This window comes from Pseudomonas sp. Hp2 (assembly GCF_006386585.1).
GTDB classification, from domain to species: Bacteria; Pseudomonadota; Gammaproteobacteria; order Xanthomonadales; family Xanthomonadaceae; genus Pseudomonas_S; species Pseudomonas_S boreopolis.
This window is the reverse complement of sequence record NZ_VAHJ01000001.1, coordinates 819,953-844,592: the sequence shown is the minus strand read 5'-3', so window position 1 is coordinate 844,592 and position 24,640 is coordinate 819,953. Positions and strand designations below refer to the sequence as shown.

Here is a 24,640-nt window from a genome sequence, read left to right as displayed (position 1 = left end):
TCCGTTCACGGCCGTGCGTTGTCGTGCAGCCATGCGTGCACGGCGGGAATGTCGGGCAGGGCGTAGCGCGCCTGGGTGCCGGTGCGCCGGCCGACCAGCACGCTCCAGCCGCCGAGGCGGTTGGCGGCGGCGAAGCCGAACTCGTCGGTCAGGTCGTCGCCGACGAACACGGGGCGGCGGCCGGCGAACGGGGGCTGCCGCATCAGTCGTTCGACCGCGCCGCCCTTGTCGCTGCCTTCCGGCACGAACTCGACGACGTGGTCGCCGGGCTGCAGGCGATAGCCCGGCAAGCCCGCGATCTCGGCCTGGGCGAAATCGAGCACCGAAGCGCCGGCCTGCGGTGCCGAGCGCCAATGCAGCGCCAGGCTCACGCCCTTGTCCTCGACGAGCACGCCGGGATGGGCCTGCGCCATGTGCGCGGCGCGCCGGTGCAGTTCGTGCAGGAAGCCGGAGGTGTCGTCGGGAATGGCCACGCGCGCCTGGGCATCGCTGCGCAGTTCGTGGCCGTGCAGGCCGGCGGCGGGCAGTCGCAAGGGCTCGAACAGCGAGTCGAGTTGCGCGAGCGGCCGGCCGCTGACCAGCGCCACCGCGCCGAGCAGTCGGTCGCTGATGCGGCCTATGGTTTCGCGCACGTCGGGCAGCAGGCGGACCTGGTCGGGCTGCTCGGAGAAGGCGATCAAGGTGCCATCGACGTCCAGGAACAACGCGCAGGCGTCGTCCAGCGATGGCGGGGTGGGGAGTGGAGGGACCTCAGCCATTGGGGCATTGTGCCGGAAGTGGGTGTGAGCTTCCGGTTATGGCGGCTGGGCGAATGCCGGATCCTCGTTACTTCGTGCAGGAGGGATTTCGGTCCCGATGGGCTCTACCGAATTCGCTGGGTGGTCGCGGCCTCCTCCCATCGGGATGAAGGCGTGTTGCTTGCGAGTCGTTGGTTCGCAAGCGCCCGAACGCCTGGCGCGCCGGCGCCAGGCCGGGGCGCGCAGCGAAGTGCGCGATAGGCGGATGAGGGCGGGCGAAGCCTGCAACGACCCGTCACGAGCCGCGCGTACATGCCCCGGTATGACCCGGGCGGCATCTGCGGCCCGGGTCCCCGTGCGATCGGCATCGCCGGTCAGAACGTGTAACGCACCCGTCCGTACCAGTACGCGCCGTTGCTGCCGATCGGCGAGAGCACGTCGTACGGGAGGTTGCCGTAGTAGTTGGTCTCGCTGTTGGACAGGTCGGGATAGCTGTCGGTGACGTTCTGGCCGCCGATGGCCACGGTCCATTGCGGGGTGATGCGGTACTCGGCTTCCACGTCCAACTGCAGTTCCGCGCCGTAGGTCTGCGGGGCCGAGGCCCAGCCGAAGACGCGGGTGACGCTGCCGTAGCGCGACAGCCGCGAGGACAGCGTCCAGCGGTCGTTGCTCCAGTTGCCTGCCAGCGAGGCGCGCGTCTTGGGCGTGGCGGTGGTGAGCGTGTTGGTTTCCTCCACGCCGAACAGCACGTAGTCCGGGTCCAGCGCCAGCAGCTGCGACGGCGTGGCCAGCACGTTCTTCAGCGTGGTCTTGGCGTAGCTGTAGGTGCCGGTCAGCAGCAGGTTGCCGCCGAACGCCTCGCCGCGCCAGTTCGCCACCAGCTCGGCGCCGCGGGTGCGGGTGTCGGCGGCGTTGACGAAGAAGCTGGCGCTCTGCAGGCCGGCGACGCCGAAGTTGCCCGCGACGTAGTCGGTGAGCGCGTCGCCGGTGATGCTCTCCGATAGCGCGATGCGGTCGTCGATGTCGATCTGGAAGAAGTCCAGCGACAGGTCGACGTGCTGGCCGAGGCGGCTGGTGAAGCCGAGGCTGTAGTTGACCGACTTCTCCGGCTTGAGGTCGGTCGCGCCCAACGCGCGCGCGATCGGGTTGTTGACCGACAGCACGCGGCTCTGCACCAGCTGGCCGTCCGAGCCGTAGCCCGTCGAGGTGGATTCGAAGCCGATCTGGCTCAGCGACGGGGCGCGGAAGTTGTTGGAGATCGCGCCGCGCAGGGCGAATTCCGGCGCGAACTCGTAGCGCGCGGCGAGCTTGCCGGTCCACTGGCTGCCGAAGTCCTGGTAATGCTCGTAGCGGCCGGCCAGGTCGGTCGAGAGCTTCTCGCCGAACTGGCTGGACAGGCTGGCGTAGGCGCTGGCGACGTTGCGCGACAGGTCGGCCGCGTCTTCCGGGGTCAACCCGCCGCCGGCCTGTGCGCCCGTCGGGCGATCGCTGTACGGGCCGGCCGCGTAGCTGGCCGGTTCGCCCGCGTAGGTGCGGAACTGCTCGCGGCGGAATTCCACGCCGGTGCCGAAGGTATGGCTGGCGCCGGCGGCCTCGAAGCCGCGGGTCAGGTCGAGGTTGGCCACGGTCGCGTCGAAGACGTAGCGGCTGACTTTGAACGAGGTCGGGCTGTCCGGGCCGAGCGAGGCGTTGAGCGAATCGCGCAGCTTGTAGGTGAAATCGTTGCGGCCGTAGTCGAGGCTGGCGTCGTAGTCCCAGTCGCCCCATTGCCCGCGCGCGCCGACCACGCCCTGGTAGTCGCGGTTGTAGCCGAGCGAGACGGGCCGGTAGCCGTTCGGGTAGACCTCCGGCCAGTTGGCGCCGTCGGTGTCGTCCGGATAACGGAAGTAGTTGGCGCCCTGGGTGTCGCGATGGCTGTAGGTGCCGAAGGCGTAGAAGCGGCCGGTCCGGCCGAACGGCAGTTCGCCGTTGAACCAGGCGTTGATGTCGCGCGATTTGCCGTCGCCCAGCTGGTAGTTGCGCTTGCCCTGCAGCGCGAGGTTGGCCTCGTTCTGCTGCCAGTCCGGGATCTGGTCGAAACCGGCGCGGTTGGTCGGCGAGCGGCGCTTGTATTCCAGGCCGGCCTTGATGAAGCCCTCCTCGCCGAGGCGGGTGCCGGCCTTGGCGGTGACCTCGCCGGTCTGGCCGTCGGTCACTTCGCTGTGGATCGGCTTGAGGTCGGTGTGGTGCGCGCCCCAGGTGGCTTCGACCTCGCCGTGGTCCGGGTCGTCGTCGAGGATCACGTTGATGACGCCGGCGATCGCGTCCGAGCCGTATTGCGCGCCGGCGCCGTCGCGCAGCACTTCGATGCGCTTGATCGCGCTGACCGGGATCGAGTTGAAGTCCACCGGCGTGGTGCCCTTGCCGATCTTGCTGTCGGTGTTGACCAGCGCGGAGGTGTGGCGGCGCTTGCCGTTGACCAGCACCAGCACCTGGTCGGGCGACAGGCCGCGCAGCTGCGCGGCGCGCACGTGGTCGGCGCCGCCGGAATTGGACTGGCGCGGGAAGTTGAACGACGGCAGCAGCGCCTGCAGCGCGCTGCCCAGCTCGCCGTTGACGATGCCGGCCTTGCGGAGGTCCTCGGCGCTGAGCACGTCGACCGGGGCGGTGGATTCGAGCACGGTGCGGCCGCTGGCGCGGGTGCCGGTGACGATCACGGTATCCAGCGTGGCGGCGTCGGACTGCTGGGCATGAACCGGGGCGGACAGGGCCAGTGCCACGGCCAGGCCGAGCAGGGTGGGGATGGGGCGCGACATGGGGGGAGGGTCTCCTACGAACTGCGGGGATCGCGGCGATGGTTGCGATCGATATCAACATCCATCCGGATGAAGCGATATATTAACGGGCCGTTGACGCCGGCGCGAGGGGCCATCGGCCGTCCGCCGGCATCAGCTCATCACGGATACTTATTTGCGAGTCCTTCGCGGAAGCGGCGCATATCCCCATGCGCGGACGCTTCCGCGAACCCGTCGCAAGGCACGGCGCACCCCACGGCGCCCCGGGCCTTGTTCTTTCGTCGTCCCTGGAGAACCCATGAAATTGCTGCGCACTTCCCTGCTGGCCGCCGCCTTCGCCCTGTCGGCGTGTTCGACGCTGGCCCCGACCGCGCCGGGCACCAGCGGCACCACCGCCACCTTGCAGGGCGACGCGGCCCGCCCGGCCGACGCGCACGGCTGGGTGCGCAGCGAGCTGTATTTCGGCGTCGGCGAGGAGACCGGCCCGGCCGAGCGGCCGCAGACCGAGAAGATCAGCGAGGCGCAGTGGCGCGCCTTCCTCGACAAGGAGGTGACGCCGCGTTTTCCCGACGGCCTGACCGTGTTCGACGCCTACGGCCAGTGGTTGTTCCGCGGTGCCAAGGAGCCGAACCGGCTGGCCACCAAGGTGCTGGTGATCCTGCACGAGGACACGCCGCAGCGCCGCGCCGACATCGAGGCGATCCGGTTGGCATGGAAGCGGGCCACCGGGCACCAGTCGGTGCTGTGGTCGCGCCAGGCCGTGGACGTGTCGTTCTGAGCGCGGCGCGAATGACCGGCCCGGGTTACGCGATCCGCGAGGACGACCTTGGTGGCGAGGCGGTCCGCGCGCTGTTGGCATTGCACCTGCGGGGCATGCATGCGCAGTCGCCGCCGGGCAGCGTCTACGCGCTGGACCTGTCCGGCCTGCAACGGCCGGACGTGACCGTCTGGAGCGCCTGGCGCGGCGATGCGCTGGCCTCGATCGGCGCGTTGCGGACGCTCGGCGATGGCCACGGCGAGCTGAAGTCGATGCGCACGCATCCGGCCTTCCTGCGCCAGGGCGCGGCCGCGGCGTTGCTGGACCACATCATCGGCGTCGCCCTCAAGCGCGGCCTGCACCGGCTGAGCCTGGAAACCGGCAGCGGGCCGGCGTTCGAACCGGCACTGGCGCTGTACCGGCGGCGCGGCTTCGTCGAGGGCCCCGCATTCGGCGATTACGCGGCCAGCGATTTCAACCGGTTCCTGCACCTGGACCTGCGGGAAGGCGTATGACGCCCATGGCGAAATGGATGTTGGCCGCAAGCGCGTTCGCGGTGTCCGTGCCGGCGGCGGCAGGGAATCCGTTGGAGTTCCAGGTTGCGGCAGGCGTGCATGCCCGGGTCGATGCAGCAGGCGACGGTTCTTTTCAGGTCAAACTGCTGCCGAGCGGCATCGTGCAGCAGTTGCAGGGAGCCAGCAATGAGGACGGTGAGTCCAGCATCGATCATGCCGACTACAACTTCGATGGCTACGAGGACCTGGTGTCGTCGGCAAGGATGGGGCAGGTCAACGACGTCAATATCGTGTACCTGTTCGATCCCGGAAGCGGACGTTTTACCGAGCTGAAGCTGCCTGCGAACGCACCCAAGAGTTGCGAAGGTTTTTGGGATCTCGTGCCCGAGCCAAGAACCAGGCAGCTCTTCAGCAGTTGCCGTGGTGGCCCGATGTGGTACACGGACGTGTATCGCTACGACGTGCAAGGGCGGCTTTATGTGTATCGATCGGAGCGGGTGGTCGATCCCGCGGTGAGCGCAATGCTGGACCTCACGCCGGATGACGGCGCCCCTGTGGCGGTATGGTCGACTTACGACCCTGCGGGACGAGTGACGGAGCGGGCCGTCGGACTTGGGCTGGTGACCCCGCCCGAAGGCCCGCTAGTGCCATTGCAGGGCGTCGTCTCCGCGGAGCGCTTGCCGTTGCATGCCAAACCGATCGACGGAGCCGCCGCTCGCTACCTGGTGAAGCGGGATCGCTTCGAGGCGCTGGACATCAGCGAGGACGGGCAGTGGCTCAAGGTCCGCTACCGCAATCCGGACAAAGGCGCCGTCGTCGGTTGGGTGCATGTACCGCAGGATGCCTTATGAGCGTACGAGCCCGATGCGGCACAACGCTGTCGATGGCCCCGCATTCGGCGATTACGCGGCCAGCGATTTCAACCGGTTCCTGCACCTGGACCTGCGGGAAGGCGAAGCGGGATAGCGAAAGGGGAGCCGACATGCCCTCGATGTACGACATCTATGCGCGCCATGCCGATCGATACGACGAGCTGGTCTCGCGCGAGGACTGGCAGGGGAATCTTGGCCGGTACCTGCTCGGCACCTTCGACTTCGAAGGCAAGCGCGTGCTCGAGTTCGGGACGGGGACCGGCCGGGTCACTGCGCTGTACGCCGCACTCGCCGCGGAAATCGTGTGCTTCGATCGGTCCGCGCACATGCTGGAGCGCGCTCGGCGCCGCCTGCGGGCGCACGAGCACAAGCTGGCGTTCCGCCTGCTCGACAACGCCGACATCGCCACCCTGGCGGAGCAGGCGGACGTGGTGATCGAAGGCTGGAGCTTCGGGCACCGGGCGCTGGACATGGACGACCCGGCGGCGGCGGCCGACGAGCTGGTGGAGGCCTGCCTGGCGCAGTTGCGTCCCGGCGGCACGCTGGTCCTGATCGAGACCCTGGGGTCCAACGTCGATGCGCCGGCTGCGCCGCTTCCCGGACTCGAAACGTTCTATCGCGCGCTGGAGCAGCGCCACGGCCTGCGCCGCGATGTCGTGGCGACCGACTATCGCTTCGACAGCCCGGCCGATGCGGCGCGGGCGTTCGGCTTCTTCTTCGGCGAGGATGCCGCGGCGGGCATCGAGCAGCGCCACGATGGCGTGATTCCCGAGTACACCGGCGTATGGTCCAGGCGGAAGTAGCCGTCCGCCCCGGTCCGTGCGCAATGCAGTATCCCGCCGCGGTCGTCCTTCCGGAGGGGCGCGGGGATTATTCTCCGCTCCCTTGCCCCGTCTTTCTCCTCCCACGTCCCTTTAACCACGCATGAGCACATCCCCCTCCAAGTCGCCGCGCTGGTTCGTCGCGGCCGACCTCAACGGCTTCTTCGGCCTGGTGGTCGACAACCTGTCGATCCTGGGCTTCATCGCGATGGCCCTGGTCGGCATGTTCCAGTTCCCGGCGGACGTGGTGTTCGGCCGGATGTTCCCGGGCACCGCGTTCGGCGTGCTGGTCGGCAACCTGCTGTACACGCTGATGGCGCGGCGGCTGGCCGCCCGCACAGGGCGCGACGACGTCACCGCGATGCCCCTGGGCCTGGATGCGCCGACCAGCATCGGCATGGCGTTGCTGGTGCTCGGCCCGGCGTTCGTGACGTTCAAGGCGCAAGGCCTGGACCCGCACGCGGCGGCGCTGGCGACCTGGAAGCTGGGCATGGCCTCGCTCATCGTGATGGGCCTGCTCAAGCTGGTGCTGTCGTTCTTCGGCGAGGCGGTGACGCGCGCCTTGCCGCGCGCGGCGCTGCTCGGCTCGATCGCCGGCATCGCGCTGGTGCTGATGGGGCTGCTGCCGCTGCTGGAGACGCTGCGTTCGCCGATCGCGGGCTTCACCACGCTCGGCCTGCTGCTGTACGTGCTGGTCGCCAAGGGGCGCCTGCCGGTGAAACTGCCGGGCGTGCTGGTCGCGTTCGTGTTCGGCACGTTGCTGTACTACGGGCTCGGGTTGGCCGGGCTCGGCGCGCCGGGCTTCGCCTTGCCGCAGTGGACGCCGCCGCAGGTGGTGCTGCCGTGGCCGACGCTGGGCTTCGTCGAGGGCCTGCCGAACACCGTGCCGTACCTGCCGCTGCTGCTGCCGTTCGGCCTGCTGATGGTGGTTGGCGGCATCAACGTCAGCGAGAGCGCGCGCGCCGCCGGCGACGACTACCGCACCCGCGACATCCTGCTGGTGGAAGCGTTCGCCACGCTGGTCGCCGGCGTCTGCGGCGGCGTCGCGCAGACCACGCCGTACATCGGCCAGCCGGCCTACAAGCACATGGGCGCGCGCAGCGGCTACACGCTGCTGACCGGCCTGTTCGTGGGCATCGGCGGCATGCTCGGGATCGTCTCCGGGCTGGTGCAGTGGCTTCCGCTGGCGGTGCTCTCGCCGATCATCGTCTACGTCGCGATCGACATCACCACGCAGGCGTTCCAGGCCACGCCGAAACAGCACGCCGGCGCGATGGTGCTGGGCTTCCTGCCGTCGGCCGCCTACCTGCTGGCGATCAAGGCGCCCGGCTGGATCCCGCCGGAGCAGCTCGCCGCGCTGACCACCCGCGTGGATGGCCACGGCCTGCCGGAGCTGGCGGTGATCTTCACCCTGGGCAACGGCTTCATCATCACCGCGATGTTGTGGACGGCCGCGGTCGTGGCGATGATCGACGGACGCCTGCTGCGCGCCGCCGGATTCCTGCTGGTCGCGGCCGGCCTGGCCCTGTTCGGCCTGATCCACTCGGTCGACCCGCGTGGCGGCATCTACCTGCCGTGGCAGCTGGAAGGCCTGGCGCGCACGATCAGCTGGCAGTTCGTCGGTGCCTACGTCGCCCTGGCGGCGTTGCTCGGGTTGTTGTCGCTGCAGGGGGAGCAGGATCCGCTTCGAACCCCCGTCGCCCGGGAGTAGACTGCGTCCGGGGCAGCCTGGAGGCGGCGTGATGGACATGGCGCTGGCGGTGGACCGTATCGCGGCACGGGTCTATGCCGGCGTGCTCGACGATGGCCATTGGCGTGGCGGCCTGGATGCGGTCTGCGAAGCGGTCGGCGGTTTCTGCTTTCACCGCATGACCATGGATCCCCTGAGCCTCGATGTGGTCGAAAGCGAGGCCAGCTTCAGCGCGCCGCCCGACAAGGTGGTGGAGTACGAGCGGCACCATGCCGGCCGCGACCTGCGCGTCAGAGTCGGATTGGCCCTGCCGGTAGGGAGCCCCATGGTCGATCACCGCGACCTGGGCATGCGGGCGATCGCGCGCGACCCGATCTACGTCGACTGGCTGGCGCCGATAGGCCTGCGGCATTCGATGGGCGTTGTCCTGCGGAAGGACGCCGAGGCCACCGACCTCCTCGGGCTGCTGCGCGAACGCGCGCAACCACCATTCGAGGACGAGGCTTGCGAGCTTTTCCAGCGGCTGGCGCCCCATCTCGCCGAAGCCAGCCGTTTGCGCTCCCGCGCCCGTGAGCTGGCCCTGCAGGCGGCGCTGGGCCATGCCGCGCTGGATGCGCTACCGCAGGCCGTGATGATGATCGATGGCCAAGGCCGCGTCCTGCATGCGAACGCCCGCGCCCTGGCCTGTGCCCGGACCGGGCAACCCTTCGGCATCCGGCAGGGACGGCTCCGGTTCCCCGACGCGGCTGCCTCGGATGCCTTGGCGCGGGGACTGAACCGGGTCGGCGCCGGCCATGCCACGGCGTTCCGGCTGGCGCGGCCGGACGGGTGGATCGTGGCATCGATGCTGCCGTTGGCGGACGGGCACCGGTTGGCAGCGGGGCAGGGGCGGCCGTGGGCGCTGATGGTGATGTCGGGCATGGGCACGTCGCACGGCCCCGACCCGCGGCTGCTGCGCGAGCTGTTCGCACTGACCCCGAGCGAGATCCGGCTGGCGCTATGCCTGCTGTCCGGGCAGACCTTGTCGGACTTCGTCGCCTCGCAACGTTGCAGCGTGGAAACCGGGCGTACCCACCTGAAGAACCTCCTGCACAAGAGCGGGTGCCATCGCCAAACCGACTTGGTGCGGCTGCTGCATTCGCTGGGATAGGCGTTCCTACCGCATTCGGGGGATGCCGTTCGCGCGTGCCCCGCGATACCGTCAGGGCCGTGTCCAACGGGGGAGAGGCATGAACGCCAGGGCGGTATGCATGGTCTTGAAGGTGGGTTTTTGCATGGGCATGGCTGGTATCCCGGCCATCGGCCATGCACAGAGCCTGGAACAATGGCAACGCGCGATCCAGGTCGTCGGCGACGCGATCAGCGATGCGCAGCGTCGCCGCGAGGCCGAGGAAGCCGCCGAGGCGGAGCGCCAGCGCCAGCAGGCGCAGCGCCAGGAGTACGAGCTGCGGCAACGCGCCGCCGCCGCCGAGCAACAGCGGGTGCAGCAGGCGCGGGCGGAGGCGCAGCGGGTGGCCGCACTGAGCCCGCCGCCCCGGTACGACGGGCGCATCGTGCTGCACCGGCAAGTGCTGGAAGCCCAGCGCCAGTGGCCCGCGCCTTTCCTGGACTACAGCGGAAACCAATCTCCTGCCTGGTCGCCCGGCGGCGCCAGCCTGGCCTACCTGTACGCGGCACAGGTGCATTGGCTGGACCTGGCCGAAATGCGCGACAGGCCGCTACCCCCGCGCTTGCCCGACGCTGCCTGGATCCAGTTCCTGCGCGACGACGTCCTGCTGGTCACGGCGAGCGAACACGACGGGAAGACCTATCAGTCGCGCCATCGCTATTTCCTGCTGGACCGCCAGGGGACGCTGCTTGGACAGGGCCAGGAGCAGGCGAGCGTGCTGTATCACCCCGGCGACGGCAAGCCGCGCTACCTGCAGGTGGGGAATGCGGCGGGCGACTGCAAGCGCATCAGCGTGTTCGATGCCGCCGATCCGGCCGGCAAGGCACTGTGGACGCTCGAGCTGGGAAGGAAGGCGCGCGAATGCAACGCCACGGTGAGCGCCCAGGGCCACCACGAACTGCTCGTGGCGGACAGCGGGCGGATCGCGTACTACCGCGACGGCGTCCTGGTGCGGCGGTTCGGCTCCGGCATCGACGACGAGCAGCCGTACTTCGTCCCCAACCTTCCCTACGCATACGTCTCGCACCAGAACGATGAGGGAGGCAGCTACACCTACACCCTGAGTTTCTGGGACATCGACAGCGGCCGGAGCGTTTGCACGGTCACGCCTCCCGACGGTTCCTCCAGCGTCGGCATGGCCTATGCCGGCGGCAAGGCCCTGCTGAACAACTCTTCCCTGCTGCTGTCGCTGCCCGAGTGCGGCCTGGAACGCCTGCCCGGGGTACGCGCCGGGCCCGTGTGGGGCGAGCGGGCCCACGAGTTGGCCGCCCTGTACGGCGAGGCCGGCCGCGTCACCGTCCTCGATACCCGCACCTGGCAGCCGGTGGCCCGCCTGCAGGTCGATGCGCAGGGCTGGCCATCGTCGCCGGACGAGTACTACAAGCTGAGCGTGGCCTGGCATCCCCAGGGACGCGTCCTCTTCGGCCTCTTTGAGGCGGGCGAGACGCAGGAATTCGACGCAGCCACCGGGCGTCCGCTGGGCCGGCTGCCCGGGGGCGCGTCGCTGCGGGAGGACGGGCGCTACCTGCTGAGCTCGGAAGGATTTGACACCCGCCGAGGCGATGCCCGCTACCGCGTCTGGCGCTGGGACGCCCTGCACGACGACGCGCTGACGCGCTTCCTCGCCTCGCTGGTCAAGGACAAGTACGAGACCCGCGAGCAGTTCCGCCAGCGGCTCGCCACTGCCTCGGCGCCCTACACGCTGGAGGTGGCGCTGGCCGATTACGACGCCGATCGTGGCGCCTGGACGGCGCAGTGGCAGGGCATTCCGCTGCAGGTGCCGATGGCGCCCGCGCAGGCCCGCCGGCTGGAAGGCGTGCCGCGGCTGGTGCTGGAAGGCCGCCTGCACGCGCTGGATCCGGACTACCTGGAACTGCAGCAGCCGACGGCGCTGATGCCGGACGGCCAGCGCCTGCCGCTGCCGGTGGCGACGCATCCGCTATCGATCGACGACCCTGCCAGCATGGCCTCCATGACGGCCGTGGCTTCCGCTACCAGTGGAGCGAGCGCGATCGAAGCATCGCCCGAGCAGGCCGCGCCGGCACTGGCGCATGCTTCTGCCGTGCCGCCCGGTTGTTCGGAATCCGACTATCGCGCCCGCTATGCGCAAATGGAGCGGGAAATCGCCACTGGCGACTACGGTATCTGTGGTGGTGGCCGGCTCGGCAAGCGCCTGGCCGAGGAGACGCTGGCGATGCTCTCGGCTTGCCCGTCCACGCCGGCAATGGAGGAGTATCGTCGCGAGATGGAACAACTGCGCAGCGATTCGCTGGGCATGATCGAGGGTGCCTGCGGGGACTGAAGTGCATCGTGCCCGAGACCTGCAGCCGCCGGCGTGGCTCCGTCGCCGGCGTGATGCCTTGGCTGCGATCGCAGCGGCCGGCCATTCAGCCGTGGATGCGGAACCTCGCGGGGGCGCGCGGGTCAGACCTGGGGTATCCACGGCGAGAATTACTCGACATGCAGAACAAGACCGCGCTCTGGCCCTGGCTCACCGGGGCGATCCTGGTCGCCGGCATCGGCTGGTGGCTGTTCCGCCCCGACACGACCACGCACACCACGGCCTCGCCGCCGGCCTTCCCCTCGCGCACCGAACCGCCGGTCCAGGCGCCGCCCTCCGCGAGCGCCGCGGCGCCCGGGGGGCCGCAGCATCCGGTCGAGAGCCCGGCGGCCGCGGATCCGGCCATTCCGGCGCTGGCAGACAGCGATGCGGCGGCGTGGGAGGCGCTCTCCAACCTGGCCGGCGATGCGTCCGTGCTGGACGTGCTGTTGCGCGACCACCTGATCCAGCGGCTGGTCACGATGGTCGACAACCTGCCGCGGCGCAGCGCCACCCGCCAGTCGCTCGCGCTGCGCCCGCTGCCGGGCGAACTGCAGCTGCGGCAGGACGAGGCCGGCGCGACGCTGGCTCCCGCCAATGCCGAACGCTATGCGCCGTACGTGAAGGCCTTCGCCGCCGTCGATCCGCAGGCGCTCGCGCGCGCCTACCGGCGTTTCTACCCGCTGTTCCAGCAGGCCTACGTGGAGCTGGGCTATCCCGACGGCTACTTCAACGATCGCCTGGTGCAGGTGATCGACCATCTGCTGCAGGCGCCGGAACCGGCGCAGCCGCCGCTCGTCGAACCCAACGGACGCGGCAAGTACCGCTTCGTCGACCCGGCGCTGGAATCGCTGTCGGTCGGACAGAAGGCGCTGGTGCGGCTGGGCCCGGGGCAGGAGGCGGCGGTGAAGCGCCAGTTGCGCGCGATCCGGGCGGCGTTGACGCGCTCCTGAGCGGCAAGGCGGGACGGAGGAAGGATCAGGCCGGATCCGTCCGCGCGGGTTCGTCCTGCCCCGCCAGCAGCCAGGCCAGCTTGCGCGCGCGCGGCTGCCGCTTGAGCTGCCACTCCGCGCGCGAGGCGGAAGCGCGATCGGGGTAGGGCCGGCTGCCGAGCAACTGCAGCGGCGGATTCGCCCGGGTATAGCGTGCGCCCTTGCCGGCCAGGTGCGCTTGGTAGCGCGCCTGCAGGTCGTTGGTGATGCCGGCGTAGTAGCTGCCGTCGCGGCACAGCAGCAGGTAGAGATACCAGGGCTTGGGCGGTTGCATGGCGCGCATTATCGGCCTGCGTCGGGGGCGGAGGGGACGGAGGGCGCGGTGGGCGTGCTTGGCCTGGCGCGGATGCTCGACAGGTAGGCGTTCCGGGTAGCGTGGCTGTCCTCGCCGGGGATTTCCGGCCGGCCAGTCCATCGGTATCGGTGGCGACGGATGCGATGTCCCCGGCGCCGCGCTCGAGGAGGCGAGTTCGGGCATCGGCACCGGGCCGGGATGTGAGAGTGACTTCAGCCGCGATGGGGGCGGTCATGCAGGCCCCTCTGCAAAACCCCGCACGTCCATGTGCGAGGGCCAAATGGAGGAGCCCCATCGCGGCTGAAGCGGCTCCCGCAGGGGCCCCGGCCGGGCTCTTGAAACCGCCGCGTCGAGCCGCATCTGCTTGATATCGCCGGGTTTCCCGGCCCTTCACTGTTCCGAGGATTCCCCATGCGGATGGACAAGCTCACCTCGCGTTTCCAGCAGGCGCTGGCCGACGCGCAGTCGCTGGCCGTGGGCCGCGACCACAACATCATCGAGCCGGTGCACGTGCTGACCGCGCTGCTCGACCAGCAGGGCGGCAGCACGCGGCCGCTGCTGGCCCAGGCCGGCGTCAACGTGCCGGTGCTGCGCGAGCGCCTGGGCGAGGCGCTGGACAAGTTGCCCAAGGTCTCCGGCCAGGCCGGCAGCCTGTCGATCGGCAACGATCTCAACCGCCTGCTCAACCAGACCGACAAGCTCGCCCAGCAGCACGGCGACGCCTTCATCGCCAGCGAGTGGTTCGTGCTGGCGGCTGTGGACGATGGGGGCGCGCTCGGCGTCGCGCTGCGCGCGGCCGGCGCCGACAGGGGCCGGATCGAGGCCGCGATCGAGAAGGTGCGCGGCGGCGAGACCGTGCAGAGCGAGAACGCCGAGGACCAGCGCCAGGCGCTGGAGAAGTACACCATCGACCTGACCGCGCGCGCCGAGAGCGGCAAGCTCGATCCGGTGATCGGCCGCGACGAGGAAATCCGCCGCACCATCCAGGTCCTGCAGCGCCGCACCAAGAACAATCCGGTGCTGATCGGCGAGCCGGGCGTGGGCAAGACCGCGATCGTCGAGGGCCTGGCCCAGCGCATCGTCAACGGCGAAGTGCCGGAAGGCCTGCGCGGCAAGCGCGTGCTCTCGCTCGACATGGGCGCGCTGATCGCCGGCGCCAAGTTCCGCGGCGAGTTCGAGGAGCGCCTGAAGGGCGTGCTCAACGACCTGGCCAAGAACGAGGGCCAGATCATCCTGTTCATCGACGAGCTGCACACCATGGTCGGTGCCGGCAAGGCCGATGGCGCGATGGACGCCGGCAACATGCTCAAGCCGGCGCTGGCGCGTGGCGAGCTGCACTGCATCGGCGCGACCACGCTTGATGAGTACCGCAAGTACATCGAGAAGGACGCCGCGCTGGAGCGGCGCTTCCAGAAGGTGTTCGTCGGCGAGCCGACCGTGGAGGACACCATCGCGATCCTGCGCGGGCTCAAGGAGCGCTACGCGGTCCATCACGGCGTGGAAATCACCGACCCGGCGATCGTCGCCGCGGCCACGCTGTCCAACCGCTACATCACCGACCGCCAGCTGCCGGACAAGGCCATCGACCTGATGGACGAGGCCGCCTCGCGCATCCGCATGGAGATCGATTCCAAGCCGGAGGAACTGGACCGCCTGGAGCGGCGCCTGATCCAGCTCAAGATCCAGCGCGAGATGCTGAAGAAGGAGAAGGACGAGGCGTCCAGGCAGCGGCTCGCGGACCTGGAGAACGACATCGACAAGCTCGAGCGCGAGTTCTCCGACCTCAACGAAGTGTGGAAGTCGGAGAAGGCGGCGCTGCAGGGCGCGACCAAGATCAAGGAGCAGATCGAGCAGGCCAAGATCGAGCTGGAAGCGGCGCAGCGCCGCCAGGACTTCGCCAAGATGAGCGAGATCCAGTACGGCGTGCTGCCGCAGCTGGAGAAGCAGCTGGCCGCGGCCAACGAGGCCGAGCAGCACGAGTTCAAGCTGGTGCAGGACCGCGTCACCGCCGAGGAGATCGCCGAAGTGGTGTCGCGCTGGACCGGCATCCCGGTCAACAAGATGCTGGAGGGCGAGCGCGACAAGCTGCTGCGCATGGAAGATGTGCTGCACGAGCGCGTGGTCGGGCAGGAGGAGGCGATCAAGGTCGTGTCCGACGCGGTGCGCCGTTCGCGGGCGGGCCTGTCCGATCCGAACCGGCCGAGCGGCTCGTTCCTGTTCCTCGGCCCGACCGGCGTGGGCAAGACCGAGCTGTGCAAGGCGCTGGCCGAGTTCCTGTTCGACAGCAGCGACGCGATGGTGCGCATCGACATGAGCGAGTTCATGGAGAAGCACTCGGTCGCCCGGCTGATCGGCGCGCCTCCGGGCTATGTCGGCTACGAGGAAGGCGGCTACCTGACCGAGGCGGTGCGACGTCGCCCGTATTCGCTGATCCTGCTCGACGAGGTGGAGAAGGCGCATACCGACGTCTTCAACATCCTGCTGCAGGTGCTCGACGACGGCCGCCTGACCGACGGCCAGGGCCGGACGGTGGATTTCCGCAACACCGTCATCGTGATGACCTCCAACCTCGGCTCGCACCAGATCCAGGAGCTGAGCGGTGACGATTCACCGGAGGCCTACACCCAGATGAAGGCAGCGGTGATGGGCGTGGTGCAGGCGCACTTCCGTCCGGAGTTCATCAACCGGCTCGACGACATCGTGGTGTTCCATCCGCTCGACAAGCGGCAGATCAAGCAGATCGCCAAGATCCAGATGCATGGGCTGGAGAAGCGGTTGGCCGAGCGCGGCTTGAAGATCGAGGTCTCGGACAAGGCGTTCGAACTGCTCGGCAACGTCGGCTTCGACCCGGTGTACGGCGCGCGTCCGCTCAAGCGCGCGATCCAGTCGCAACTGGAGAACCCGTTGGCGCAGCGCATCCTGGCCGGCGATTTCCTCGGCGGCGACACCGTGAAGGTGGATGCCGAGGGCGGGCAGTTGGTGTTCGCCAAGGGCTGAGCCCGGCACCGGGGCGGGACTCCGGTCCCGCCCTGGCTGGCCCATGGGGCGCTAGAACGGCGGCAGCCGGCGCTTGACGGGTTGCGACTTCACGATCGAGGTACTGGTTTCGGCCATTTCGGCGATGCGATCGAGGATGAAGTCCAGGTGCTCGATGGAGCGCAGGTAGAGACGGCCGATGAAACAGTCTTCGCCGGTGACCTTGTCGCATTCGGCGAACTCCGGGATGGCTTCGATCAGCGCCTGCACGGCCTTGAGTTTTCCGGGCATGGGCCGGATGCGGACGATGGCCTGCATCGGATAGCCCAGGGCGCGCGGTTCGGCCTGCACGGTGAAGCCCTGGATCACGCCGCGGTCCTCCAGGCGGCGCAGCCGGTCGGCGGTGCCCGGGGCGGACAGGCCGACCCGTTCGGCCAAGGCCTTGGTGGGCATCCGGGCGTCCTGTTGCAGCAAGGTCAGGATGCGGCGATCGGTTTCGTCGAGCGACATGAGAAATATCCTGGGTCTTTCCTTTCAAGGAAAGATTTTCTTGTGGATTCGCCTTTATTTCGAAAGGAAAGATCGCCTGGCCGTCTGTAGATTGCAAGCCCACGATTGAAGAGGGCGCTGCAATGACGGAACGTACCCGGGGTGTGCTGGAAATGGTCGCGGCGATGGCGATCTCCGGGACCATCGGCTGGCTGGTGGTGGTGTCCGGGCAGCCGGTGGCCAGCGTCGTGTTCTGGCGCTGCCTGTTCGGCGCGCTCACGCTGATACCGGTGTGCCTGATGCGCGGCTATTTCAGGTCCGGCACGATCACGCCCCGGCAGGCCGGCGTGGCCGTATTGGGCGGCATCGCGCTGGTGGCGAACTGGCTGCTGCTGTTCGCGGCGTATTCCGGGGCTTCCATCTCGATCGCCACCGCGGTCTACAACACGCAGCCGTTCATGCTGGTCGGGCTCGGCGCCCTGTTCCTGGGCGAGCGGCCGACGCTGCGCAAGCTGGGGTGGCTGGCGCTGGCGTTCGGGGGCGTGCTGTTGATCGTCCAGGCGCGGCCGGGGCAGGGCAGCGGCACGCACTACCTGGCGGGCGTGTTGCTCGCGCTCGGCGCGGCCTTCTGCTACGCGCTGGCGGCGCTGTTCGCGAAGCGGCTCAAGGGCGTACCGCCGCACCTGATCGCCCTGGTCCAGGTGTCGGTCGGGGTGGCCGCGCTGTGGCCGTTGGCGAGCTTGCCGGAAGCGACCGGTGCGGCCGCCGCCTGGACGACGCTGGCGACGATGGGCGTGGTGCATACCGGGTTGATGTACATCCTGCTGTATGGCGCGATCCAGAAGCTGCCGACGCCCGTGACCGGCGCGTTGTCCTTCATCTATCCGATCGTCGCGATCGCCGTGGACAGGCTCGCGTTCGGCCATGCGCTGCAGCCGGTGCAGGTCGCCGGTGCCGTGATGGTGCTGTTGGCGGCGGCCGGCATGACGCTGGGCTGGCCATGGCGCAGGCCAGCGCCGGCAGCCGCGTCGCAGGCGACGCGTTGACGGCCGGCCCGGCGCTCGCGCAGCACGGGAGGCAGCCGAAAGCTGGGCGAAAGCCGTGCGGGCCAGCCTGACGGCCAGGCCTGCTCCCTCCCTCCCCGCATGCAGGCCGAGGAGCTGCCTGCGATGCTGTCCATCCCGCATGTCTGGGCCTTGCTGGTCGAAAGCCTGGCCGATCGGGTGGTGGCGCCGACGCTGGCTGCGCTGCACCTGACCGGACTGAGCGACGACCCGCACGACATCGCGGCCTCGCTGCTGATCGCAACGCTGCAGCTGGGCATCATCGGCGTGATATTCCGGCCACTGGAGAGCCTGTGGCCGGCCGAGCGCTGGGAGCACCGGCGCCTGGCCCGTATCGATTTCCACTACACCTGGACGATGCTGGTCGGGGTGTTCCCGCTGTTCTCGTTCCTGGTTCTGACCCCGCTGGCCAACCTGCTTGGGGGCGGCCAAGCCGGCGAGGATGCCCACATCGGCCTGCGCTACCTGTGGCCGTGGCTGGACCGGCATCCGCTGGCGCTGTTCGCGCTGTACTACCTCGCCTACGACTTCACCTACTACTGGATGCACCGCGTGCAGCACTGGATGCCGTGGTGGTGGGCGATGCATAGCATGCACCACAGCCAGCGCCAGCTCAGCTGCTGGGCCAACGACCGCAGCAACTATCTCGATGGCGCACTGCAATCGTTCGTGCTGGCCGGGGTCGGCGTGGCGTTCGGCATCGCCGCCGACGAGTTCGCCTGGCTGATGCTGCTGGGCGAACTGGTGCAGAACTTCTCGCACGCCAACGTGCGCATCGGCTTCGGGCCGGTGCTGGAAAAGGTCTTCGTCGATCCGAAGTTCCACCGCCTGCACCACATGGTGGTCGACCCGGAACGCCCGGACCTGCACAACTGCAACTTCGGCCAGGTGCTGGCGATCTGGGACGTGCTGTTCGGCACCGCGTTGTACGGAGAACCGGTGCGCCCCACGGGCGTGGCCGACCCGATGGTGGACCGCGACAACGCGCTCGGCTTCGTGGCCTTGCAGGTCGAGGGGCTCAGGCGTTTCTGGGGTGCGGTACGCCGTCGCGAGGGGTGGGCTCCGGGCGAGGTCGCCTTTGGCGAGGACTATCGGCCGATCCCGGTGCGGCATGTGCCGGTGCCGCGGCTGGAGGAGACCGAGGCCGATCCGTCGTAAGGGCTTCGAGCGCGTTTCGAGAGCGGCGGCGACGCCTTGCGTGACGTCGTGGAGAGCCCGGGCCGCTTCCGCGATGCGCGCCAGGTGGCCTGGCCGTCTTCCTGCTACCATGCGCGGCCCTGAGGTGACTGCCGGGATGCCGGCGGTTTAAACGGGAATCCGGTGCGTCGGCCGTCCATGCCGGCAATTCCGGAGCTGCCCCCGCAACGGTGGGCGAGTACACGTTCCGCATGCAACGCCACTGTGCCGCCGGCATGGGAAGGCGCGGGACGGAAGGCGCAGCCTTCGCTCGCGAGCCCGGAGACCGGCCCCAGGATCGACCCGGCGCGCGGTGGGCGTGGCCATGGTGCCGGCGCGAACGCCGGCGCCATCTCCTGCTGCCTGCATGCCGGCTTTACCCAGATGTCCGCGCGGGAAGGCGCGGCTGCAGGAGCCACCCACGATGTCGTTGTCCCCGATCGTTTCCCCACGCCGCGCCGCGCTTGCGCTGGCGCTGTCCCTGGCCGCCGCTCCGGCGCTCGCGGCCGATGCCACCGACCTGGACCAGGTCGTGGTCACCGCGAGCCGTACCGCGCAGACCCAGGACCAGGCCCTGGCCCCGGTCGCCGTGATCGATCGCGCCGAGATCGAGCGCCGCCAGGCGCGCTCGCTGCCGGAACTGCTGCGCGGCGAGCTGGGCGTGTCGATCGTCAACAACGGCGGGCCGGGCAAGAGCACTTCGCTGTTCCTGCGCGGCAGCGAATCCGACCACGTGCTGGTGCTGGTCGACGGCGTGCGGATCGGGTCGGCCACCCTCGGCGGCGCGTCGCTGCAGGACATCCCGGTCGAGCAGGTCGAGCGCGTGGAGATCGTGCGCGGGCCGTTCTCCAGCCTGTACGGCTCGGAGGCGATCGGCGGCGTCATCCAGATCTTCACGCGCAAGCCGCAAGGCGCGTTCGTACCGACCTTCAGCGTCGCGACGGGCAGCGACAACGCGCGCCGCTACGGCGCCGGCGTGGCCGGGCGCAGCCAGGGCGACCTCGGCGAGCGCGGCGGCTGGTACTCGGTCAATGCGGTGCACGACGAGACCGACGGCATCAACGCCTACCTCGATACCGCCAACAGCGCCTACGATCCGGACCGCGACGGCTACCGCAACGATTCGCTGAGCGTGAAGGGCGGCTGGCGCTTCAACCGCCAGTGGGATGCGGACGTGCAGGCCCTGCGCGCCGAGAGCCGCAACGAATACGACGGCACGATCTACGGCGGCAACCTCTCCAAGGGCGTCCAGCAGGTGGCGGGCGGCCGCGTCCGCTACGCGCCGAGCGAGGCGTTGAAGCTCACCGCCAGCCTCGGCGCCAGCCAGGACCTGAGCGATGCGTACTACGACGGCAGCTACGTCTCCACGTTCGACACGCGCCGCGCGCTCGGCTCGCTGCAGGCCGACCTCGATGCCGGCCCGGGCCTGCTGACGCTGGGCTTCGACTGGCAGCGCGACCGCATCGCCAGCAACGAAAGCTACGACGAGGACCAGCGCATCAACCGCGGCGCGTTCGCGCAATGGCAGCAGACCTTCGGCACGCAGTCGGTGCAGGCCAGCGTGCGCCGCGACGACAACAGCCAGTTCGGCGGCAAGAACACCGGCAGCCTGCTGTGGGGCTGGAACTTCGCCGAGCACCTGCGCCTGACCGCCAGCTACGGCACCGCGTTCAAGGCGCCGACCTACAACGAGCTGTACTACCCGGGCTACGGCAATCCGAACCTGGGGCCGGAGACTTCGCGCAGCGTGGAGCTGGGGCTGCGCGGCGAACACGACTGGGGCACCTGGACGCTCAACGCCTACCAGACCCGCGTCGACGACATGATCGCCTACGACGCCGCGCTGGTGGACGCGGCGCATCCGTTCGGCCAGCCCAACAACATCGACAAGGCGCGCATCCGCGGCGTCGAGGCCGGCTACGACACCACGCTGGCCGGCTGGACGGTGGCGACCCGCCTGACCTGGCAGGACCCCAAGGCCGACGGCGCCGTCAACCACGGCAACTGGCTGCCGCGGCGCGCGCGCCAGAGCGGCAGGATCGATGCCGACCGGCGTTTCGGCGCGTTCTCGGTGGGCGGCAGCGTGTACGCCTCGGGCGAGCGCTACGACGAACTGGCCAATGCCACGCGGCTGGGCGGCTACGGCCTGCTCGACCTGCGCGTGGGCTACGCGGTCGGCCGCGACTGGAACCTGGCGTTGAGCGCGAACAACGTGTTCGACCGCGACTACCAGACCGCGGCCTGGTACGCGCAGCCCGGCCGCAACTACCAACTGACCCTGCGCTACCATCCGGCGCAGTGACGGCGCGGCGTCGTGGTCCCTCCCGCGAGTTCGCCCGTCCCCGGCAGTCCAGTCCCTTCTCCAGGAAAGCCCCGATGAAATCCCTGTCCCGCCCCGCAGAAACCGGCCTGTTCGTCGCGCTGATGGTGGCCATGGTGGCCACGCGCTTCAATCACGTGGGCGATTGGCTGCACCTGCCGGACGCGTCGATGGCGGTGTTCTTCCTGGGCGGGCTGTACCTGCGCCGGCACTGGCAGTTCGCGGCGCTGCTGGGGCTGGCGTTCGCGGTGGACTGGGCGGCGATCGAGCTGGCCGGCGTCAGCGATTTCTGCGTCACCGCGGCGTATGCGCTGCTGCCGGTCGCGTACGGCGTGCTCTGGTACGCCGGCCGCGCCTTCGCCGCGCGGCTGAGCGAGCGGGTGGGTTCGCTGGCACTGGCCTGGCTGGTCGGCGTGGTCGCGGCGGCGCTGTCGTTCCTGGTGTCCAACGGTGCCTTCTACTGGCTCGGCGGCCGCTACGCCGAACCGCACATGGCCGAGTACCTGGCGCGCGCCTGGCAGTGGGGGCCGCTGTTCGTGCGCACCACGGCATGCTACGTGGCTGCGGGGTTGGCGCTGCACGGCGCGATCGCCAAGGTCGCGGCGACGCGGCGCGTGGACGCGGCCGGGCGGGCGGCATGAGCGGGATCGAGCGCGACGACGCCTACTACCGCGAGCGCGCGCAACGGCAGAAGGAACTGGTCGACCGGCGCATCGCGCGGGCGACGATCGACCGCGGCGTGCTGGTGGTCAACACCGGCAACGGCAAGGGCAAGAGTTCCTCCGGCTTCGGCATGCTGGCGCGTTCGCTCGGGCACGGCCTGCGCTGCGGCGTGGTGCAGTTCATCAAGGGCAGCTATTCGACCGGCGAGGAGGCGTTCTTCCGACGCTTCCCGGAGCAGCTCGACTACCACGTGATGGGCGAGGGCTTCACCTGGGAAACCCAGGACCGCGGCCGCGACATTGAGGTGGCCATGGCGGCATGGGCGCTGTGCAAACGGATGCTGTCCGATCCCGGCTACGACTTCGTGCTGCTGGACGAGCTCAACATCGTGCTGGCCAAGGAGTACGTGCCGCTGGACGACGTGCTCGCCGCACTGGCCGCGCGCCCGCCGCGCCAGCACGTGGTGATCACCGGGCGCGGGGCGCCGGATGCGCTGGTGGAAGCCGCCGATACCGTCACCGAGATGCGCGTGGTCAAGCATGCGTTCAAGGCCGGCATCAAGGCGCAGAAGGGCATCGAGCTCTGAGCGCGATGGCCGTGGCGATCGCGCTCGCGGCGGTCGTGCTGGACCTGGCGCTGGGGGAGCCGCGCCGCGCGCATCCGCTGGTGCTGTTCGGGCGCTGGGCGGGCTGGATCGAATCGCGCTGCCATCGCGACCGCCGCCGTGCCGGGGCGCTGGCCTGGTGCCTGGCGGTGCTGCCGTGGGTGGCGCTGGCCGCACTGTCGCAATGGCTGTTGTGGCGATGGTCGCCATGGGCGGGCGCGGCGTTCTCGGCCATCGTGCTGTATGCCGCGCTTGGCCTGCGCAGCCTGGGCGAACACGCGTTGCCGGTGGCGCGGGCATTGGAAACGCACGACCTGCCGGCCGCCCGCGCCGCGGTGGGGCGCATCGTCAGCCGCGATGCCGCCGCGCTCGATGCGGAACAGGTCGCCGCGGCCGCCACCGAATCGGTACTGGAGAACGGCAGCGATGCGGTGTTCGCCGCGCTGTTCTGGGGCGGGCTGCTGGGCGCGCCGGGCGCGGTGCTGTACCGGTTGGCGAACACCCTGGACGCGATGTGGGGTTACCGCACGCCACGATGGCTGCGGTTCGGCTGGGCGGCGGCGCGCATCGACGACGTGCTGAACCTCATCCCGGCGCGGCTGACCGCGCTGACCTATGCCGCGCTCGGCCACACGCGCACCGCGCTGGACTGCTGGCGCCGGCAGGCGAAGAGCTGGAAAAGCCCGAACGCCGGCCCGGTGATGGCCTCCGGCGCGGGCGCATTGCGGGTCGCCTTGGGCGGGCCCGCGCCTTACCACGGGCAATGGCAGGCGCGTCCGGCGCTCGGCCTGGGCCGCACGCCGGATGCGCAAGGCATCCGCCGCGCCCTGTGGCTGGTGCGCGGCGGGGTGGCGCTGTGGCTGTCGTTGGCGGCGTTGCTGGCCGCCGGGAGCCCGTGGTGATGTCAGTGGGTCTTCAGGCAACCGCTGACGAAGGTCTTGCGGGCATCGCCGGTCAATTGCTTGGTGGTGGCCTCGGCATTGCAGTCCTTCATGCGCTGCTGCGGCGAGACCTTGGCGTTGCTCACGCTCTTGCCGCCGCCCAGGCAGGCTTTCTGCGCGGCCTTGTAGTCCTCGCCGGTCTTGCCCTTGTTCTGCGCCGAGCACTTCGCCATCAGCTCCTGCTGGGCGGTCTTGGGGGCGGCGGTGGCGAGCAACGGGGTGGCGGCCAGTGCAAGGACCAGGAGGGGAACGAAGCGATGGGCAGGCATGAGGATGGCTCCGGGGAAAGTGGCCACATGCTGCGCCCGCGTGGTGACGGCGAATATGTCGGCGCCGCCACAATCGCGGGTGCCGCTCAGCCGGCTGTCGGCCGTGCCGGCGCGGGGGCGGGATGATGCTGGAGCACGGGGGGCGGTTGCTGCGTGCGGCGCAACGCTACGGCATTCCGGCCGAGCGCTGGCTGGACCTCTCGACCGGGGTCAGTCCGTTCCGTTGGCCGGTACCGCCATTGCCGGCGGCCGCCTGGCATCGCCTGCCGGAGGACGAGGACGGCCTGGTCGAGGCGGCGCGGGCGTACTACGGCGCCCCGGCGCTGTTGCCGGTGGCCGGGTCGCAGGCCGCGATCCAGGCCTTGCCGCTGCTGCGCGCGCCGTGCCGGGCCGGCGTGATCGCGCCTGGGTATGCCGAGCACGCGCATGCATGGCGGCGCGCCGGGCACGCGGTGCACGTGCTTCCGGCGGAAGACCTGCTCCGGCGCGCGGACGCGTTCGACGCGATCGTGCTGATCCATCCCAACAATCCCGGCGGCGACCGGTTCGACGTTCCCGCATTGCTCGACCTGCACGCGCGGCTGGCGGTGCGAGGGGGCTGGCTGGTGGTGGACGAGGCGTTCATGGATGCGACGCCGGAGGCCAGCCTGTGCCCCCATGCCGATCGCGAGGGACTGGTGGTGCTGCGTTCGGTGGGCAAGTTCTTCGGCATGGCGGGCGCGCGCGCCGGTTTCGCGTGCGCCGCGCCGGCGTTGCTGGAGGCGTTGCGCGAGCGGCTCGGGCCCTGGACGCTGGCCGGTCCCACGCGCTGGGCATTGCGCCAGGCATTGGCCGACCGCACCTGGCAGCGGCAGGCGATCCCGCGCCTGCACGAGGCCAGTGCGGCCCTGACGGCGGTGCTGCGCCGGCATGGCCTGGAGCCCAGCGCCGGCACGGCTTTCTTCCAATGGTGCCGGCACGCGGACGCGGCCGGGGTGCACGAAGCGTTGGCCCGGCGCGGCATCCTGGTGCGGTTGTTCGACGCGCCGACGAGCCTGCGCTTCGGCTTGCCGGCGGATGCTGAAGAACTGACGCGGCTGGATGCGGCGCTGAGCGAAGTAATGCCCCCCGCCCTGCGGGAGAGGGGGGAGAGTACGGAGCGAAGCCCTCGTGTGGCTCAATTGCACGAGACTTCGCTCGTACCCTCATCCGCCCCTT

Annotated in this window: 20 protein-coding genes, 1 pseudogene and 1 riboswitch; of the genes and pseudogenes, 16 read left to right on the top strand and 5 right to left on the bottom strand. The window is 69.8% G+C overall.

The annotated features are described in order from the left end of the window. Nucleotides 1-5: 5 nt before the first annotated feature. On the bottom strand, nt 6-758 hold the full coding sequence (gene otsB, locus FD678_RS03525; RefSeq protein WP_140719312.1) for a trehalose-phosphatase: 753 nt from the start codon (nt 756-758) through the stop codon (nt 6-8). A gap of 353 nt (nt 759-1,111) precedes the next feature. Then, a complete protein-coding gene (locus FD678_RS03520) occupies nt 1,112-3,532 on the bottom strand; it encodes a TonB-dependent receptor plug domain-containing protein (protein WP_140719310.1) in 2,421 nt (806 codons plus the stop codon). A gap of 277 nt (nt 3,533-3,809) precedes the next feature. On the opposite strand from FD678_RS03520, the gene FD678_RS03515 reads away from it, so the two are divergent. The 8 genes from FD678_RS03515 (at nt 3,810) to FD678_RS03485 (ending at nt 12,607) form a co-directional block, all read left to right on the top strand. After that, the gene (locus FD678_RS03515; RefSeq protein WP_140719308.1) at nt 3,810-4,289 is read left to right on the top strand and encodes a DUF3574 domain-containing protein; all 480 of its coding nucleotides are present in this window, start codon (nt 3,810-3,812) and stop codon (nt 4,287-4,289) included. 11 nt (nt 4,290-4,300) lie between these two features. Next, entirely contained in the window at nt 4,301-4,783 is a 483-nt protein-coding gene (locus FD678_RS03510; RefSeq protein WP_140719306.1) for a GNAT family N-acetyltransferase, read from the top strand. Further along, complete coding sequence (locus FD678_RS20165; RefSeq protein ID WP_177497539.1) at nt 4,780-5,634, top strand: XAC2610-related protein; 855 nt, start codon at nt 4,780-4,782, stop codon at nt 5,632-5,634. Before FD678_RS03510 ends, FD678_RS20165 begins: the two co-directional genes overlap by 4 nt. A 131-nt stretch (nt 5,635-5,765) precedes the next feature. Beyond that, nucleotides 5,766-6,458, top strand: a complete 693-nt coding sequence (locus FD678_RS20160; protein ID WP_177497537.1) for a class I SAM-dependent methyltransferase — start codon at nt 5,766-5,768, stop codon at nt 6,456-6,458. A gap of 121 nt (nt 6,459-6,579) precedes the next feature. After that, nucleotides 6,580-8,187 carry a hypothetical protein gene (locus FD678_RS03500; protein WP_140719302.1) on the top strand — a complete coding sequence of 536 codons (1,608 nt, stop codon included), beginning with the start codon at nt 6,580-6,582 and terminating at the stop codon, nt 8,185-8,187. A 31-nt stretch (nt 8,188-8,218) separates the two neighbouring features. After that, nucleotides 8,219-9,316, top strand: coding sequence for a helix-turn-helix transcriptional regulator (locus FD678_RS03495; protein WP_140719300.1), 1,098 nt, complete (start codon nt 8,219-8,221; stop codon nt 9,314-9,316). 124 nt (nt 9,317-9,440) lie between these two features. Beyond that, a complete protein-coding gene (locus FD678_RS03490; protein WP_140719298.1) occupies nt 9,441-11,636 on the top strand; it encodes a YncE family protein in 2,196 nt (731 codons plus the stop codon). Nucleotides 11,637-11,794: 158 nt separating this feature from the next. Next, a complete protein-coding gene (locus FD678_RS03485; protein WP_140719296.1) occupies nt 11,795-12,607 on the top strand; it encodes a DUF3014 domain-containing protein in 813 nt (270 codons plus the stop codon). Between the two features lie 25 nt (nt 12,608-12,632). Here the strand turns inward: FD678_RS03485 and FD678_RS03480 are convergent, their stop codons facing one another. Next, nucleotides 12,633-12,920 (bottom strand): GIY-YIG nuclease family protein, encoded by a 288-nt coding sequence (locus FD678_RS03480; RefSeq protein WP_140719294.1) that lies wholly within the window; start codon nt 12,918-12,920, stop codon nt 12,633-12,635. Nucleotides 12,921-13,352: 432 nt separating this feature from the next. Here FD678_RS03480 and clpB point away from each other — a divergent pair, with 432 nt between their 5' ends. Beyond that, nucleotides 13,353-15,938: an ATP-dependent chaperone ClpB gene (gene clpB, locus FD678_RS03475; protein WP_140719292.1), complete on the top strand. Its 2,586-nt coding sequence runs from the start codon at nt 13,353-13,355 to the stop codon at nt 15,936-15,938. Between the two features lie 51 nt (nt 15,939-15,989). Here the strand turns inward: clpB and FD678_RS03470 are convergent, their stop codons facing one another. Next, nucleotides 15,990-16,427: an Lrp/AsnC family transcriptional regulator gene (locus tag FD678_RS03470; RefSeq protein ID WP_140719290.1), complete on the bottom strand. Its 438-nt coding sequence runs from the start codon at nt 16,425-16,427 to the stop codon at nt 15,990-15,992. A 122-nt stretch (nt 16,428-16,549) separates the two neighbouring features. Here FD678_RS03470 and FD678_RS03465 point away from each other — a divergent pair, with 122 nt between their 5' ends. From FD678_RS03465 to cbiB, 6 genes are all read left to right on the top strand, one after another. Beyond that, nucleotides 16,550-17,452, top strand: a complete 903-nt coding sequence (locus FD678_RS03465) for a DMT family transporter (protein WP_140719288.1) — start codon at nt 16,550-16,552, stop codon at nt 17,450-17,452. Between the two features lie 123 nt (nt 17,453-17,575). Next, nucleotides 17,576-18,628: a sterol desaturase family protein gene (locus tag FD678_RS03460; RefSeq protein ID WP_140719286.1), complete on the top strand. Its 1,053-nt coding sequence runs from the start codon at nt 17,576-17,578 to the stop codon at nt 18,626-18,628. Nucleotides 18,629-18,733: 105 nt separating this feature from the next. Next, a riboswitch (cobalamin riboswitch) is annotated at nt 18,734-18,955 on the top strand. A 115-nt stretch (nt 18,956-19,070) separates the two neighbouring features. Further along, nucleotides 19,071-20,948 carry a TonB-dependent vitamin B12 receptor gene (gene btuB / locus FD678_RS03455; protein WP_140719284.1) on the top strand — a complete coding sequence of 626 codons (1,878 nt, stop codon included), beginning with the start codon at nt 19,071-19,073 and terminating at the stop codon, nt 20,946-20,948. 74 nt (nt 20,949-21,022) lie between these two features. Continuing rightward, the gene (locus FD678_RS03450; protein ID WP_140719282.1) at nt 21,023-21,607 is read left to right on the top strand and encodes a hypothetical protein; all 585 of its coding nucleotides are present in this window, start codon (nt 21,023-21,025) and stop codon (nt 21,605-21,607) included. After that, the gene (gene cobO, locus FD678_RS03445) at nt 21,604-22,215 is read left to right on the top strand and encodes a cob(I)yrinic acid a,c-diamide adenosyltransferase (protein ID WP_140719279.1); all 612 of its coding nucleotides are present in this window, start codon (nt 21,604-21,606) and stop codon (nt 22,213-22,215) included. The genes FD678_RS03450 and cobO overlap by 4 nt, the downstream gene beginning before the upstream one ends. A gap of 5 nt (nt 22,216-22,220) precedes the next feature. Further along, nucleotides 22,221-23,135 carry an adenosylcobinamide-phosphate synthase CbiB gene (gene cbiB / locus FD678_RS03440; protein WP_140719277.1) on the top strand — a complete coding sequence of 305 codons (915 nt, stop codon included), beginning with the start codon at nt 22,221-22,223 and terminating at the stop codon, nt 23,133-23,135. 2 nt (nt 23,136-23,137) lie between these two features. Here the strand turns inward: cbiB and FD678_RS03435 are convergent, their stop codons facing one another. Then, on the bottom strand, nt 23,138-23,443 hold the full coding sequence (locus FD678_RS03435; protein WP_140719275.1) for a PsiF family protein: 306 nt from the start codon (nt 23,441-23,443) through the stop codon (nt 23,138-23,140). 122 nt (nt 23,444-23,565) lie between these two features. Here FD678_RS03435 and cobD point away from each other — a divergent pair. Beyond that, nucleotides 23,566-24,522 (top strand): annotated as a pseudogene (gene cobD / locus FD678_RS20535) (threonine-phosphate decarboxylase CobD); the annotation flags it as partial. Nucleotides 24,523-24,640: the final 118 nt, after the last annotated feature.

What these genes read in the sequence shown, in the direction of transcription:
- otsB (WP_140719312.1), bottom strand. Translation starts at nt 758, where the DNA reads ATGGCTGAGGTCCCTCCACTCCCCACCCCGCCATCGCTGGACGACGCC.
- FD678_RS03520 (WP_140719310.1), bottom strand. Translation starts at nt 3,532, where the DNA reads ATGTCGCGCCCCATCCCCACCCTGCTCGGCCTGGCCGTGGCACTGGCC.
- FD678_RS03515 (WP_140719308.1), top strand. Translation starts at nt 3,810, where the DNA reads ATGAAATTGCTGCGCACTTCCCTGCTGGCCGCCGCCTTCGCCCTGTCG.
- FD678_RS03510 (WP_140719306.1), top strand. Translation starts at nt 4,301, where the DNA reads ATGACCGGCCCGGGTTACGCGATCCGCGAGGACGACCTTGGTGGCGAG.
- FD678_RS20165 (WP_177497539.1), top strand. Translation starts at nt 4,780, where the DNA reads ATGACGCCCATGGCGAAATGGATGTTGGCCGCAAGCGCGTTCGCGGTG.
- FD678_RS20160 (WP_177497537.1), top strand. Translation starts at nt 5,766, where the DNA reads ATGCCCTCGATGTACGACATCTATGCGCGCCATGCCGATCGATACGAC.
- FD678_RS03500 (WP_140719302.1), top strand. Translation starts at nt 6,580, where the DNA reads ATGAGCACATCCCCCTCCAAGTCGCCGCGCTGGTTCGTCGCGGCCGAC.
- FD678_RS03495 (WP_140719300.1), top strand. Translation starts at nt 8,219, where the DNA reads ATGGACATGGCGCTGGCGGTGGACCGTATCGCGGCACGGGTCTATGCC.
- FD678_RS03490 (WP_140719298.1), top strand. Translation starts at nt 9,441, where the DNA reads ATGGGCATGGCTGGTATCCCGGCCATCGGCCATGCACAGAGCCTGGAA.
- FD678_RS03485 (WP_140719296.1), top strand. Translation starts at nt 11,795, where the DNA reads ATGCAGAACAAGACCGCGCTCTGGCCCTGGCTCACCGGGGCGATCCTG.
- FD678_RS03480 (WP_140719294.1), bottom strand. Translation starts at nt 12,920, where the DNA reads ATGCAACCGCCCAAGCCCTGGTATCTCTACCTGCTGCTGTGCCGCGAC.
- clpB (WP_140719292.1), top strand. Translation starts at nt 13,353, where the DNA reads ATGCGGATGGACAAGCTCACCTCGCGTTTCCAGCAGGCGCTGGCCGAC.
- FD678_RS03470 (WP_140719290.1), bottom strand. Translation starts at nt 16,427, where the DNA reads ATGTCGCTCGACGAAACCGATCGCCGCATCCTGACCTTGCTGCAACAG.
- FD678_RS03465 (WP_140719288.1), top strand. Translation starts at nt 16,550, where the DNA reads ATGACGGAACGTACCCGGGGTGTGCTGGAAATGGTCGCGGCGATGGCG.
- FD678_RS03460 (WP_140719286.1), top strand. Translation starts at nt 17,576, where the DNA reads ATGCTGTCCATCCCGCATGTCTGGGCCTTGCTGGTCGAAAGCCTGGCC.
- btuB (WP_140719284.1), top strand. Translation starts at nt 19,071, where the DNA reads ATGTCGTTGTCCCCGATCGTTTCCCCACGCCGCGCCGCGCTTGCGCTG.
- FD678_RS03450 (WP_140719282.1), top strand. Translation starts at nt 21,023, where the DNA reads ATGAAATCCCTGTCCCGCCCCGCAGAAACCGGCCTGTTCGTCGCGCTG.
- cobO (WP_140719279.1), top strand. Translation starts at nt 21,604, where the DNA reads ATGAGCGGGATCGAGCGCGACGACGCCTACTACCGCGAGCGCGCGCAA.
- cbiB (WP_140719277.1), top strand. Translation starts at nt 22,221, where the DNA reads ATGGCCGTGGCGATCGCGCTCGCGGCGGTCGTGCTGGACCTGGCGCTG.
- FD678_RS03435 (WP_140719275.1), bottom strand. Translation starts at nt 23,443, where the DNA reads ATGCCTGCCCATCGCTTCGTTCCCCTCCTGGTCCTTGCACTGGCCGCC.